12 protein-coding genes are annotated in these 13,457 nt (G+C 74.4%); 11 read left to right on the top strand and 1 reads right to left on the bottom strand.

Features of this window, described 5'->3' with window-relative positions; genetic code table 11:
* Positions 1 to 24: 24 nt before the first annotated feature.
* Positions 25 to 1,566, top strand: a complete 1,542-nt coding sequence (locus WBK50_RS28975; RefSeq protein ID WP_341338606.1) for a uroporphyrinogen-III synthase — start codon at positions 25 to 27, stop codon at positions 1,564 to 1,566.
* 225 nt (positions 1,567 to 1,791) lie between these two features.
* Here WBK50_RS28975 and WBK50_RS28970 read toward each other — a convergent pair whose 3' ends face one another.
* On the bottom strand, positions 1,792 to 2,556 hold the full coding sequence (locus tag WBK50_RS28970; RefSeq protein ID WP_341338605.1) for a hypothetical protein: 765 nt from the start codon (positions 2,554 to 2,556) through the stop codon (positions 1,792 to 1,794).
* Positions 2,557 to 2,643: 87 nt separating this feature from the next.
* On the opposite strand from WBK50_RS28970, the gene hemB reads away from it, so the two are divergent.
* The 10 genes from hemB to WBK50_RS28920 all read left to right on the top strand — a co-directional run bounded on the left by hemB (position 2,644) and on the right by WBK50_RS28920 (position 13,384).
* Positions 2,644 to 3,618 carry a porphobilinogen synthase gene (gene hemB, locus WBK50_RS28965; RefSeq protein ID WP_341338604.1) on the top strand — a complete coding sequence of 325 codons (975 nt, stop codon included), beginning with the start codon at positions 2,644 to 2,646 and terminating at the stop codon, positions 3,616 to 3,618.
* An 85-nt stretch (positions 3,619 to 3,703) separates the two neighbouring features.
* On the top strand, positions 3,704 to 4,264 hold the full coding sequence (locus WBK50_RS28960; protein WP_341338603.1) for a DUF4282 domain-containing protein: 561 nt from the start codon (positions 3,704 to 3,706) through the stop codon (positions 4,262 to 4,264).
* A gap of 464 nt (positions 4,265 to 4,728) precedes the next feature.
* Positions 4,729 to 5,214 carry a hypothetical protein gene (locus WBK50_RS28955; protein WP_341338602.1) on the top strand — a complete coding sequence of 162 codons (486 nt, stop codon included), beginning with the start codon at positions 4,729 to 4,731 and terminating at the stop codon, positions 5,212 to 5,214.
* Positions 5,215 to 5,273: 59 nt separating this feature from the next.
* The gene (hemL, locus tag WBK50_RS28950) at positions 5,274 to 6,599 is read left to right on the top strand and encodes a glutamate-1-semialdehyde 2,1-aminomutase (RefSeq protein WP_341338601.1); all 1,326 of its coding nucleotides are present in this window, start codon (positions 5,274 to 5,276) and stop codon (positions 6,597 to 6,599) included.
* 5 nt (positions 6,600 to 6,604) lie between these two features.
* A complete protein-coding gene (locus tag WBK50_RS28945; protein ID WP_341339538.1) occupies positions 6,605 to 7,285 on the top strand; it encodes a histidine phosphatase family protein in 681 nt (226 codons plus the stop codon).
* Positions 7,282 to 7,884 carry a TlpA family protein disulfide reductase gene (locus WBK50_RS28940; RefSeq protein ID WP_341338600.1) on the top strand — a complete coding sequence of 201 codons (603 nt, stop codon included), beginning with the start codon at positions 7,282 to 7,284 and terminating at the stop codon, positions 7,882 to 7,884. The genes WBK50_RS28945 and WBK50_RS28940 overlap by 4 nt, the downstream gene beginning before the upstream one ends.
* Before the next feature lie 76 nt (positions 7,885 to 7,960).
* Positions 7,961 to 8,737, top strand: a complete 777-nt coding sequence (locus WBK50_RS28935; RefSeq protein ID WP_341338598.1) for a cytochrome c biogenesis CcdA family protein — start codon at positions 7,961 to 7,963, stop codon at positions 8,735 to 8,737.
* On the top strand, positions 8,737 to 10,395 hold the full coding sequence (resB, locus tag WBK50_RS28930; protein WP_341338597.1) for a cytochrome c biogenesis protein ResB: 1,659 nt from the start codon (positions 8,737 to 8,739) through the stop codon (positions 10,393 to 10,395). The genes WBK50_RS28935 and resB overlap by 1 nt, the downstream gene beginning before the upstream one ends.
* Before the next feature lie 4 nt (positions 10,396 to 10,399).
* The gene (gene ccsB, locus WBK50_RS28925) at positions 10,400 to 11,365 is read left to right on the top strand and encodes a c-type cytochrome biogenesis protein CcsB (protein WP_341338596.1); all 966 of its coding nucleotides are present in this window, start codon (positions 10,400 to 10,402) and stop codon (positions 11,363 to 11,365) included.
* Positions 11,366 to 12,004: 639 nt separating this feature from the next.
* A complete protein-coding gene (locus WBK50_RS28920; protein ID WP_445942405.1) occupies positions 12,005 to 13,384 on the top strand; it encodes a nucleotide-binding protein in 1,380 nt (459 codons plus the stop codon).
* Positions 13,385 to 13,457 lie beyond the last annotated feature (73 nt).

Raw genomic sequence — 13,457 nt, 5'->3', positions numbered from 1 at the left:
AATCGCTGGATCGGGAGTGCAAGAATGAGCCAGGCAACGTCCACCCCCGGCCGGATCGCGTTCGTGGGCAGTGGCCCCGGCGATCCCGGGCTGCTGACCGTGCGCGCCCGCGAGGCGCTCGCCGGGGCGCCGCTCGTGATCACCGACCCGGACGTGCCCGACGCGATCCTCGGCCTGGTGGCCGAGGGCGCCGAGGTCAGGCCCGCCGTGGGCCAGCCCGCCGACGTGGCGGGGGACCTGCTCACCGAGGCCCGTACGGGCCGCGCGGTGGTCCGGCTGGTCTCCGGTGACCCACTGACCGTCGACGCCGTGGTGGCCGAGGCGCAGGCCGTCGCCGCCGAGGGCGTCGCCTTCGACGTGGTCCCGGGCGTTCCGGCCGGTACCGCGGTGCCTGCCTACGCCGGTGTCCCGCTGGGATCCGGCCACATCGAGGCGGACGTCCGGGCGGGCCTGGACTGGGCGAAGCTGGCCGTCGCGCCGGGCACCCTGGTGCTGCACGCCGCCGCCGCGCACCTCGCCGAGGTCGCGACGTCGCTGACCGAGCACGGCCGCCCGTCGGACACCCCGGTCGCGGTCACCGCGCACGGCACCGAGTCCACCCAGAAGACCGTGACGACGACGCTCACGTCGATGCCGTCGGCCGCCGGGGACCTCGAGGGCCCGCTCGTGCTGACCGTCGGTGACGAGGTCGCCCGCCGCGCGGACCTGTCGTGGTGGGAGTCCCGCGCGCTCTACGGCTGGCGGGTCCTGGTGCCGCGCACCAAGGACCAGGCGGGCGTGATGAGCGACCGGCTGCGCATGCACGGGGCGATCCCGGAGGAGGTCCCGACCATCGCGGTCGAGCCGCCCCGCTCGCCCACCCAGATGGAGCGGGCCGTCAAGGGCCTGGTCGACGGCCGCTACCAGTGGGTCGTCTTCACCTCCACCAACGCCGTGCGCGCGGTGTGGGAGAAGTTCGCCGAGTTCGGCCTGGACGCCCGCGCGTTCTCCGGCGTGAAGATCGCCTGCGTCGGGACCGCGACCGCCGAGAAGGTGCGCGCCTTCGGCATCGTGCCCGAGCTGGTGCCGGACGTGGAAGAGTCGCAGACCTCCTCGTCCGAGGGGCTGCTGGAGATCTTCCCGCCGCACGACGACATCCTGGACCCGGTCGACCGGGTCCTGCTGCCGCGGGCGGACATCGCGACCGAGACCCTCGCCGCCGGCCTGACCGAGCGCGGCTGGGAGATCGACGACGTGACGGCCTACCGGACCGTCCGGGCCGCGCCGCCGCCCGCCCCGATCCGCGAGGCGATCAAGACCGGTGGGTTCGACGCGGTCTGCTTCACCTCGTCGTCGACGGTGCGGAACCTGGTCGGCATCGCGGGCAAGCCGCACGCCCGCACGCTCGTCGCCTGCATCGGGCCGGCGACGGCCGAGACGGCGCGGGAGTTCGGCCTGCGGGTGGACGTCCAGCCGGACGAGGCCCGGGTCCCGGCCCTGGTCGACGCCCTGGCCGCGCACGCCTCCCGGCTGCGCGCGGAGGGCGCCCTGCCGCCCCCGAAGAAGGCCAAGGCTCGCCGCCGCTGAGCCCGAGCACGAAAAGGGCCGCTCCCCTCGGGGAGCGGCCCTTTCTCGTGGACGAGGGCGGGGCGGCTCGTGCCACCGGTCCGACGGTACGGCCGGTGCCGCTCGAGTGGCTCGAGCACCACCCTGCGCCGCTCGAGCCACTCAGGCACCGGTCCGACGGTACGGCCGGTGACGCTCGAGTGGCTCAAGCACCACCCTGGGCTGCTCGAGCCACTCGAGCGGCGGTCAGGAGCTGGCGGTCGCCGGGCGGAGCAGGTTCCACCAGCGTCGGCGGGCGGTCTCGGCGGCCTGCTCCGCGTCCGCCTTCGCCAGGGCCTCGGCCGTGACGACCGGGATCACCTCGGTCTGCGCCTCGCTGGCGTGCAGCTCCGGCGGGTACGCCGCGACCCGCTCCGCCTCGGAGATCCCCTCGACCGGCTCCCACGGGCCGGTCTGCCGGGCCCGGGCCAGGTACGCCGACGCGGCCGCGAGGCCCGCGCGCACGCCCTCCGACGTCGGCGCGGCGCCGATGCTGCGGTGCCCGGCACCCCACGGGGCCAGGCCGGCGTGGTGCCCGATCGTGACGGTGACGAACTCCCAGGCGTAGTCCCGCTCCTGGGTGCCGACGAGGTCCCGGAGCTCGTCCGGGCCCCAGGTCGCGCTGCCCTCGTCCGCGGTGCCGCGGACGGTGAGCACGAGGATGCGGGCGGGCCGCTCCTCCTCCGGCATGGCGGCCAGCGTGGCGCCGAGCTCCGCGGCGAGGCCGCCGAGGGCGTCCCGGACCGCGGCGGTGCCGCCGCCGTGCAGGCGCGGCACGCGGACGTCCGCGGCCGGCTTGGGGGCGGTGAACTTCCGGCCCGTGCGGACGACGCTGACGAGCAGCTCGCCGTCCTGGTCGCGATGGGCGGCGAGGAGGTCCGTGATCCCGGTGCGCACGTCGTCGCGGACCGGCTTCAGGGAACTGGATCGATCGAGAAGGAGGGCGATGACGGTGCGTCCCGGCTTTGTCACGCACGCAGGATGCCGTATCGGGTGAGCCGCCTCGCTCCCGGGCCCACGTCGGTGACGCAGGTCGGCGCCCGGTCGTACCCTGGAGCGATGGCCTTCCCCGTCCAGCGTCCGCGCCGGCTGCGTTCCACCCCGGCGCTGCGCCGGCTGGTGGCCGAGACCGACCTGCGGCCCCGCCACCTGGTCCTGCCGATGTTCGTCAAGGAGGGCGCCGCCGAGCCGGTACCCATCTCGTCGATGCCGGGGGTCGTGCAGCACAGCCGGGACTCGCTGCGCAAGGCCGCGGCCGAGGCCGTGGCGGCGGGCGTCGGCGGGCTGATGCTCTTCGGCGTCCCGGAGAAGCACGACGCGACGGGCTCCGGTGCCGTCGACCCGGACGGGATCCTCAACGTCGCGCTGCGGGACGTCCGCGCCGAGGTCGGGGACGCGACCGTCCTGATGTCGGACCTGTGCCTGGACGAGTTCACCGACCACGGCCACTGCGGCGTGCTCGACGCCGACGGCGCGGTGGACAACGACGCCACGCTGGAGATCTACGCCGCGATGGGCGTCGCGCAGGCCGAGGCGGGGGCGCACGTCGTCGCCCCCAGCGGCATGATGGACGGCCAGGTCGGCGTGATCCGGGCGGCGCTCGACGCCGCCGGGCACCCGGACACCGGGATCCTCGCCTACACCGCGAAGTACTCCTCGGCGTTCTACGGGCCGTTCCGCGAGGCCGTGCAGTCCCAGCTCAAGGGCGACCGCAAGACCTACCAGCAGGACGGCGCGAACCTGCGCGAGGCGCTGCGCGAGCTCGCACTGGACCTCGAGGAGGGCGCGGACATGGTCATGGTCAAGCCCGCGCTGCCCTACCTGGACGTGCTGCGGACGGTCGCCGAGACCGCGGACGTCCCGGTCGCCGCCTACCAGGTGTCCGGCGAGTACGCGATGCTCGAGGCCGCCGCCGCGAACGGCTGGATCGAGCGCGACCGGGCCATCCACGAGACGCTCACCTCGCTGCGGCGCGCGGGTGCGGACTTCCTGCTCACCTACTGGGCCACCGAGGTCGCCCCCCGGCTGGACTGATCCGGTCGCGGCGGCCAGGCACTAGGCTGCGCCCCTGATCCGAGGGCCTCCGCGGCGGAGGCCGGTGACCGAGGGGAAGCGTCCGATGAGCCACGATCCGTCATCCGGTGGAAGCGGCCAGGACTGGGACGCCGGGGCGCAGCAGCCGCCGTCGTACGAGAGCGGTCACGGCCGGGCGCCCGGCTACGGCCAGGCCGCCCCGGGCGGTTACGGCCCCCCTCAGGGCTACGGCCAGGGCGAGTACGGCCAGGGCGGCTATCCCGAGGCCGGTTACCCGCAGCCGGGATACCCCCAGCCCGGATATCCCCAGCCCGGATATCCCCAGCAGAGCCCGTACGGCGGCCCGCCGGTCGGGGGCCCGCAGGGGGAGGCCCGCGGCTTCTTCTCCGCGCTGTTCGACTTCAGCTTCACCACGTTCGCCACGCCGGTGGTGGTGAAGGTCGTCTACATCGTCGGGATCATCGTGCTCGCGCTCGGCTGGGTGGGCGCCGTGGTCGTCGGCTTCTCCCGGAACCCGGCGGTCGGTCTCGCCGCCCTGCTCCTGGGCGGTCTGGCGGCGTTCTTCTACCTCGTGCTGCTCCGCGTGACCCTCGAGCTCTACTACGCGATCGTGCGGATGTCCGAGGACGTCCACCGCCGCCCCTGACCGCGTGGACATCCCGGCGGGCCGGTCCTACGGTGACGCCGTGAGCACGCCGTCGGAACCCCAGGACCGTCCGACGCCCGAGGCCGGGCCCGACGACGGACCCGGGACGGGCCGACGGCCGCCGGCGTGCCCGGGAGCCGGGACGAGGGTGCGCCGACCCCGGAGCAGCCCACCGCGGAGCAGACCGCCCCGGTGCCGGACGCACCGCCGGAGTACCCCCGGCCCGCGCAGTCAGGCCCCCCGCCCGGCTGGAACGTGCCCTACAACTCGTCGGGCCCCTCGACCGGCCACTACCCGCAGTACCCACAGAACCCCTACGGTCCCCGGGCGGGCGGCTGGTACGGCGCGCCGCAGCAGCCCTATCCCCAGTCCCAGCCCTACGCGGCCCCGCAGTACGCGCCCCCGCAGCAGGCGGGGTACGGGGGACGGACGTCTACGGCGGCTGGTCCCCGCCCCCCGCGGGCATGGTCGCCGAGCCCGAGGCGCCGCGCCGGCCGGGCTCGGTCGCCCTGGGGATGGTCCTGATGATCCTCGCGGCGCTGCCGTTCCTGGTCCTCGGCGTCGCCGGGACGACCGTCCCGCTGACCCGCGACATGTTCCCGCCCGAGCTCGGCCTGGACGGGCTGCTCGCGCAGTCCGCGCTGACGTTCGAGCAGCTCGTCGCGGCGGTCCGGGTGCTGCTCGCGTTCATCGCGCTGCTCGCGCTCGTCTACATCGTCCTCGCTGTGGTCGCGTTCACCGGCCGGAACTGGGCCCGGGTGACCGCGACGGTGCTGACGGCGGTGTTCTCGGTGGTCATGCTGCTGAACCTGCCCGGCGTGCTGGGGGACCCGGCGGCGCTCGCCGTCGTGCTCGCGCCGGCGGTGCTCGGGATCGCGGGCGTGCTGCTCATGCGGACCCCGCCGGCGTCGGCCTGGTTCGCCTCCCGCCGCGCCCGGGCCCGCCGCTGACGCACGCGTCACGGGGACCGCACGGGCCGGATCCCGCCACGGCTGTAAGACTGGCTGGTGTGAGTGCCCCGATCACGCCAGAGAAGTCCCGCCCAGAGAAGTCGGCGCAGCTGTTCGCCCGCGCGACCGAGGTCATCCCGGGCGGGGTCAACTCGCCGGTCCGGGCCTTCAGCTCGGTCGGCGGCACCCCGCGCTTCATGGTCTCGGCGAAGGGTCCCTGGCTCACCGACGCCGACGGGGCCCGCTACGTCGACCTGATCTCGTCCTGGGGGCCGATGATCCTGGGCCACGCGCACCCGGCCGTCGTCGAGGCGGTGCAGGTGGCCGCGGCGAGCGGGCTGTCCTTCGGCGCGCCGACGCCCGCGGAGCTGGCCCTCGCCGAGGAGATCATCGGCCGGGTCGCGCCGGTGGAGCAGGTGCGGCTGGTCAACTCCGGCACCGAGGCCACGATGAGCGCGATCCGGCTGGCCCGGGGCATCACCGGGCGGAAGGTGATCGTCAAGTTCGCCGGCTGCTACCACGGCCACGTCGATGCGCTGCTCGCCCAGGCCGGCTCCGGTCTCGCGACGCTGGGCCTGCCCACCAGCCCCGGCGTGACGGGCGCGCAGGCCGCGGACACCGTCGTCGTCCCGTACAACGACCTGGAGGCCGTGCGCACCGTCTTCGCCGAGCGCGGCAGCGAGATCGCCTGCGTGATCACCGAGGCGGCCGCCGGGAACATGGGCGCCGTCGCGCCGCTCCCCGGCTTCAACGCGGGGCTGCGCGAGATCACCCGCGAGCACGGCGCCCTGCTGGTGATGGACGAGGTCATGACGGGTTTCCGGGTCTCGCCCGCCGGCTGGTACGGCCTCGACGGCGTCGCCGGGGACCTCTACACCTTCGGCAAGGTCATGTCCGGCGGGCTGCCCGCCGCGGCCTTCGGCGGCTCCGCCGAGCTGATGTCCTACCTCGCGCCGGTCGGGCCGGTCTACCAGGCCGGGACGCTCTCGGGAAACCCCGTCGCCGTCGCCGCCGGGCTCGCCACCCTGCGCGCCGCGGACGCGGACGTCTACGCGGCGCTCGACGCGAACGCGGCCCGGCTCGTCCGTCTCTTCGGCGACGCGCTGAGCGCGGCCGGAGTGCCGCACCGCGTCCAGACCGCGGGGAACATGTTCTCGGTCTTCTTCACCGAGGACGAGGTGCACGACTACGACGGCGCCCGCGCCGCCCAGACCTGGCGGTTCCCGCCGTTCTTCCACGCCCTGCTCGAGGCGGGCGTCTACGGCCCGCCGAGCGCGTTCGAGGCCTGGTTCGTCTCCGCGGCGCTGGACGACGACGCGTTCGCCGTGATCGAGAAGGCGTTGCCGGGCGCCGCCCGCGCGGCCGCCGCGGCGGTGACCCCGTGAGCCGTGTGATCGGGTCCCGCGGGGCCGAAGGCCTGCTCGGCACCCCTGAGCCGACGGGCCCGCGGACCGTCGTCCACCTGCTGCGGCACGGCGAGGTGCACAACCCCGAGGGCATCCTCTACGGCCGCCGGTCGGGCTTCCGGCTGTCCGAGCGGGGCCAGGAGCAGGCCGGGCTGGTCGCGAGCGCGCTCGCGGACTCCGACGTCACCGCCGTCCTCGCGTCGCCCCTGCAGCGCGCGCAGGAGACCGCGATGCCGATCGCCGTGAAGCACGGCCTGGAGATCGTCACCGACGAGGGCCTGATCGAGGCCGGCAACAAGTTCGAGGGCAGCCGGTTCGGCGTCGGCGACGGTGCGCTGCGGCGCCCGGCGAACTGGCCGTTGCTGCGGGACCCGTTCACGCCGTCCTGGGGCGAGCCGTACCTGGCGATCGCCCACCGGATGCTCGGCGTGCTGCAGCGGGCCCGGGCGCTGGCCGAGGGCCACGAGGCCGTCTGCGTGTCCCACCAGCTGCCCGTCTGGACGCTGCGGCGCTACCTGCTGGGCCAGCGGCTGTGGCACGACCCCCGGAGGCGTCAGTGTGCCCTTGCGTCGCTGACGACCTGCGAGTTCACCGGCACCACCCTCACCGGCCTGCGCTACAGCGAGCCGGCGGGGGCGAGCGACCCGGCCCGGACCGGCGCATGAGAAGCACCCAGACCCTCGTGGCGGCCCTGCTGGGCGCCGTCCTGCTGCTCACCGGGTGTTCGACCAGCAAGGACGCCGTCGCGCAGTCGCAGCAGACCTTCACCTTCGTCGCGCCGGGCGGCAAGACCGAGATCATGTACGACCCGCCGTCGTCCCGCGGCACGGTGCCCGAACTGTCCGGGGACAGCCTGCTGCACGACGGGCAGAAGGTCGGCCTGGAGGACTTCGCCGGCCAGGTCGTCGTCGTCAACATCTGGGGATCGTGGTGCGGGCCGTGCCGCACCGAGGCACCGGACCTGGAGTTCGTGCTGCAGCAGACCCGGGCCTCCGGGGTCGGCATGCTCGGCATCGACGTCCAGGACTCGCGGTCCGCCGCCGCGGACTTCGTGCAGGACCGCGGGATCACCTACGACTCGATCTACGACCCGTCCGGGCGCAGCCTCGTGGGGCTCTCCGGCTATCCCCGCAACGCCGTCCCCTCGACGATCGTGCTGGACCGACAGCACCGCGTCGCGGCGGTCTACCTCGGGGCGATCCAGGTGGCCAAGCTGATCCCGGTCGTGCAGCGGCTGGCCGCCGAGGAACCCGCGCCCGCCTGACCCGGGACCGCGATCCACTACAACGTGTAGAACCCGGTGCGCGGGGTGCCGGTGCCCGCACATACCCTGGTCGGTGATGGACGCGTCGACCACCCTCGCGATCTCGGGCCCGCTGCTGGTGGCAGCGGTCGTCGCCGTGCTCGCGGGAGCCGTGAGCTTCGCGTCGCCGTGTGTCGTCCCGTTGGTCCCGGGCTATCTCGCGTACCTCGCCGGGCTGGTCGGGGCAGACTCCCCGCCGGCCACCACCGCCGAGGCAGGGAAGCGCCGTGAGGGCCGCTGGCGCGTCGCCGGGGCGGCGGCGCTGTTCGTCGCCGGGTTCACCGTGGTGTTCGGGGCGATCCTGGTCGGCGTCGTCTGGCTGTCGGACGTGCTGGTGCGCAACGAGGCCGTGCTGCAGCGCGTCGGCGGCGTGGTCATGATCGCGATGGGGCTGGCGTTCGTCGGCCTGCTGCCGGTGCTGCAGAACGAGCGGCGCGTGCACTGGGTGCCGCGGGCGGGCCTCTGGGGTGCGCCGCTGCTCGGCGCGGTGTTCGGCCTCGGCTGGGTGCCCTGCATCGGCCCGACGCTCGCGGGCGTCGTCGCGGTCGCGGCGGGCACGGGCGGGGGATCGCTGCGCGGCGTCGTCCTCACGCTGGCCTACTGCGCGGGTCTCGGGCTGCCGTTCGTCGTCATCGCGCTGGGCGCCTCGCGCGCCGTGCGGGCGCTGGGCTGGTTGCGCCGCCACACCCGCACCATCCAGATCTCCGGGGGCGTGCTGCTCGCCGCCGTCGGGATCCTGCTGCTCACCGGCCTGTGGAGCTCGCTGCTCGTGCAGCTCCAGGTCTCCGTCGCCGGCTTCACCCCGGCGATCTGATGAGCTCCCCGCCCACGGCGCCCCCGTCCCCGCCCGAGACCGCTCCGGGCGCCGAGCCTCCCGCGAGCGGGCCGTCCCGGCTCCGCCGGCCGCTCGCGTTCCTGCGCAACACCTGGCGCGGCCTGACGAGCATGCGCACCGCCCTGGTGCTGCTGTTCCTGCTGGCCCTGGCCTCGCTGCCCGGCGCGCTGCTGCCGCAGCGCTCGCTGAACCAGCAGCTGGTGGACTCCTACTTCGCGGACTACCCGACGCTCGCGCCCTGGCTGGACAAGGTCGGCGCGTTCGACGTCTTCGCCACGCCGTGGTTCGCCGCCATCTACCTGCTGCTGATGATCTCCCTGTGCGGGTGCCTGCTGCCGCGCTCGCTCGAGGGCGTGCGCGCCGCGCGGGCCACCCCCGTCGCCACGCCGCGCAACCTCGCCCGGCTGCCGCACCACGCGTCGGCCACGCTGGACGAGGAGCCGGACGCCGTCGTGGCCCGGGTGCGCTCCCGGCTCGGCGTCGGGTCCCGGTTCGGCTGGCGCAGTGCGGAGGCCACGGACGCCGAAGGCGTCCGCACCGTCTCGTCGGAGAAGGGCTACCTCCGCGAGACCGGCAACCTTGTCTTCCACATCAGCCTGGTCGGGCTGCTCGTGGGCATCGCCGTCGGCAAGCTCTTCGGCTACGAGGGCCAGGTCATCGTGCTGGCGAACGGGAACCAGTTCTGCAACACCTCGATCCTGGGCTACGACTCGTTCCGGCCCGGCCTGCGCGTCGACGGCACGGACCTGCAGCCGTTCTGCGTACAGATCGACGACTTCACCGCGGACTACCTGCCCAACGGCCAGCCGGACACCTACCGCGCGGACATCGGCTACCAGGACAGCACGCAGGTCGAGTCCGGGGACGCCGGCACCTGGAGCCCCTACGAGCTCGCGGTCAACCACCCGCTGCGGGTGGACGGCGCCCGCGTCTACCTCACCGGCCACGGCTACGCGCCCCGGTTCACGGTCACCTGGCCCAACGGCGAGCAGCGCACCGGTGAGATCCAGTGGCAGCCGGTGGACCAGACCACGCTGCTCTCGCAGGGCGCCACGAAGTTCGAGCGCCCCGGCATGGCGGACGACGCGCAGCGGCAGAAGAGCTCGCTGGCGATCACCGGCCTCTTCGCGCCGACGAGCTCCGGCGGGAAGGTCGTCACGTCCACCTACCCGGAGATGCGCAACCCCGAGGTCGCGATCGACGTCCTGCGCGGTGACCTCGGCCTGGACGACGGCCGCGGCCAGTCGATCTTCGCCGTGGACCAGTCGAAGGTCGACTCCGGGCAGCTCGTCCGGGTCGCCCGGGCCAACCTGGTCCCGGGCGAGTCCACGACCCTGGACGACGGCACGGTGGTCCGCTTCGACGACGTGACCCCGTGGGTCGCCCTGCAGGTCAGCCACGATCCGGGCCAGTTCTCCGTGCTGGTCTTCGCGATCCTGATCCTGATCGGGCTGGGCCTGTCGCTGTCGATCAAGCGGCGGCGGTTCTGGGTGCGGCTGACCCCGGCCGGGGAGGGCCGCACGCTCGTCGAGCTGGGCGGCCTGGCCCGTACGGACCAGGCCGGGTACGGCGAGGAGTTCGACCGCCTCCGGGCGGACCTGCTGGACCCGAAGTCAGACGACAAGAAGGACGGTTGAGGCAATGCCCGTCGACCCGATGCTGTCCGCGTACAGCGACCTGGTGTTCAAGGCCGCGGTCGCGGTCTACACCATCGCGATGCTGATGCACGCCGTCGAGTACGTGCTGGCCCGCACGACCGCGCCGGTCCCGGCGCTCGCGGGCGCCTCCGCCGAGGGTGCGGCGGGCGGCACCCTCACCGCGACACCGCCGGACGGCGAGCGGGCCGTTCCCGCCGCGGGCGGGCGGACCCGGTCGGACCGCTTCGGCGGCATGGCCGTGTCGCTAACCGTGCTGGGCGTGCTCCTGCACGTCGGCGCGATCGTGCTGCGCGGGCTGGCGGTCGGCCGCTGGCCGCTGGGCAACATGTACGAGTTCGCGTCGGCGATCGGTCTGGCCGCCGTCGTCACGTGGCTCGTGGTGCTGCGCCGCACCCCGTCGATCCGCCGGGTCGGCGCGTTCGTGCTGCCGCCCGTGCTGATCCTGCTGTACCTGGCCGGGACGGTGCTCTACGCCCAGGCGGCCCCGGTCGTCCCGGCGCTGCAGTCCTACTGGCTGATCATCCACGTCACCACGGTCACGATCGCGTCCGGCCTGTTCCTGGTGGCGGGCTTCGCGAGCATCGCCTACCTGCTGCGACGGTCGGGCAAGCTGTCCGCGTTCACCGCGAAGCTCCCGTCGGTCGAGGCGCTGGACCGCCTCGCCTACCGCATCTCGGCCGTCGCCTTCCCGCTGTACACGTTCGCGGTGATCGCGGGCGCGATCTGGGCCGAGGCGGCCTGGGGCCGGTTCTGGGGCTGGGACCCGAAGGAGACCGTCGCCTTCGTCGCGTGGGTCGTCTACGCCGCGTACCTGCACGCCCGGGCGACCGCCGGCTGGCGCACCACCGGCGCCGCGTGGATCAACGTCCTGGGCTTCGCCACCGTCATGTTCAACCTGTTCTTCATCAACATGGTCGTGGCCGGGCTGCACTCGTACGCGGGCCTCTGAGAGCCGCCGCCGCATCCGGGCCGCGTCCCCCCGTGAGTGGTTCGGCTCCCGTCTTCTCGCACAAGACCGTCTCCACGACTACGGTCGGCAACCGTGAGCGATCGAGAGCCGGACCAGCTTCCTGACGGCTCCGTGGGCCGGTACGTCCGGGAACGCTGGGCCGCGGCGGGCCAGCCGCCGTCGGGCCGGTCGCGCCGGACGACACCGCTGACACCGTCGCCCCGGGCGCGTCCGGACATCGAGACCCGGCCCGTCGAGGACGACGTCCCCGCGGCCGCCGCTCCTGCAGAGGACGGCCCGGCCGCCGAGTACCCCCCGGTGAACGGCCACGCGGCGGCGCAGGCCACCGGGCAGGAACGGACCGACGGGAGCCACGCCGAGGTCCCCCCGCCGGTCGACCCGGCTCGACGCCCGGAGCTCGGCTTCCGCCGGGACTCCGAGGCCTGGGGGGTGGTCCCGGACGACGGGGACTGGGGGGCGGCGCTGCTCGACGAGGACCTCGAGGACGACCTGGCGGACGTCCCGGCCCCGGACGACACGCGGACACCGCCGGAGGGGACCGAGCGGCAGGGGCAGCACCGGCCCGCAACGGACGAGCACACCGGCCCGCAGCAGGATTCCGGCCGGCACGACCCGCAGGTGTCGACGAGCTCGGGCCGGCACAGCGGCGTCGGCTATTCGCACCTTGTCGCCCACGCCCCGGCCACGCAGACGCCGGCCCCGCAGGCTCCCGCAGCCGAGGCGCCGGCGACGCAGGAGTGGCGGCCCCAGCCGCAGCGCCGTCCGGAGCCGCCTCGTGCGGAACCGGTGCCCGGCGAGGAGCAGCCCGAGACGCCCCCGACCGCCTGGCCCGGGATCCCTGCCCGCCTCGACCTGCCCGTGCAGACCGCCGAGACGGCCGCCGACACCGGCGCCCATGCCGCGCCATCGGCCCCGGTGGGTGACCCGGCTCCCGGTCCGGCCGACCGGACGCACGTCGGTGCCGGGCACGCCGAGCCGGGCGAGCAGACCCGGGCGACGCGGGGCGTCGGGCGCTGGACGGACCCCGGAGCCGTCGCCGCGCAGGAGGCGCACCGCGCCCGGGCGGCGGAAGCGGCCCTGACCGAGGACGCGGCCCTGTCCTCGGCGCGGTTGCTGCGGCCGTCGAAGCGGCCGCCGCAGTCCGGCTGGCGCAAGCTCCTCTACCTGGTCACCGGCCGGATGCTCAACCCCGGCGAGAGCCCCGCGGACGTCCGCAAGCGCGAGCTCACGGCGCGGGTCAACCAGCCGCTGCTGGGCTGCCACAAGATCGCTACCCTGAGCCTCAAGGGCGGGGTCGGCAAGACCACGATCACCGCGACCCTCGGCGCCACCTTCGCGTCGCTGCGCGGGGACCGGGTCGTGGCGGTCGACGCCAACCCGGACCGCGGCACGCTCAGCCAGAAGATCCCGCTGGAGACCAGCGCGACGGTCCGCCACCTGCTCCGCGACGCCCAGCGGGTCCGCCGCTACACCGACGTCCGCGCCTACACCTCGCAGGGGGCGTCCCGGCTCGAGGTGCTGGCCAGCGAGCAGGACCCGGCCGTGTCCGAGGCGTACAGCGAGCGGGACTACCGCCGCACGGTCACGCTGCTCGAGCACTTCTACAACATCGTCCTGACGGACTGCGGCACCGGACTGATGCACTCTGCGATGTACGGCGTGCTCGGCGTCGCGGACCAGCTGATCATCGTCTCGTCGGGTTCGATCGACGGCGCCCGCAGCGCGTCGGCGACGATGGACTGGCTGGACGCGCACGGTCACCAGGACCTCGTCCGCAACGCGGTCGCGGTGATCAACTGCGTGCACCGGAGCGCGGGCGGTGTGGACCTGCAGCGGGTGGCGGAGCACTTCTCGGGTCGTTGCCGGGCGGTGGTGCAGATCCCGTTCGACGCGCATCTCGAGGAGGGCGCGGAGGTGGACCTGGAGCGGCTGGACCAGGCGACGCAGATCGCGTTGCTGGAGCTCGCGGCGTCCGTGGCGGACGGTTTCCCCTCCTGAGACGGGGGCCCTCCTGAGGCAGGGGCCCTCCTGAGGCGGGGGCGCGACCCTTCAGCAGGGATCGCGGTGGGGG

This window comes from Pseudonocardia sp. T1-2H (assembly GCF_038039215.1).
Taxonomy (GTDB): Bacteria; Actinomycetota; Actinomycetes; order Mycobacteriales; family Pseudonocardiaceae; genus Pseudonocardia.
This window is presented reverse-complemented; position numbering and strand designations above follow the sequence as displayed.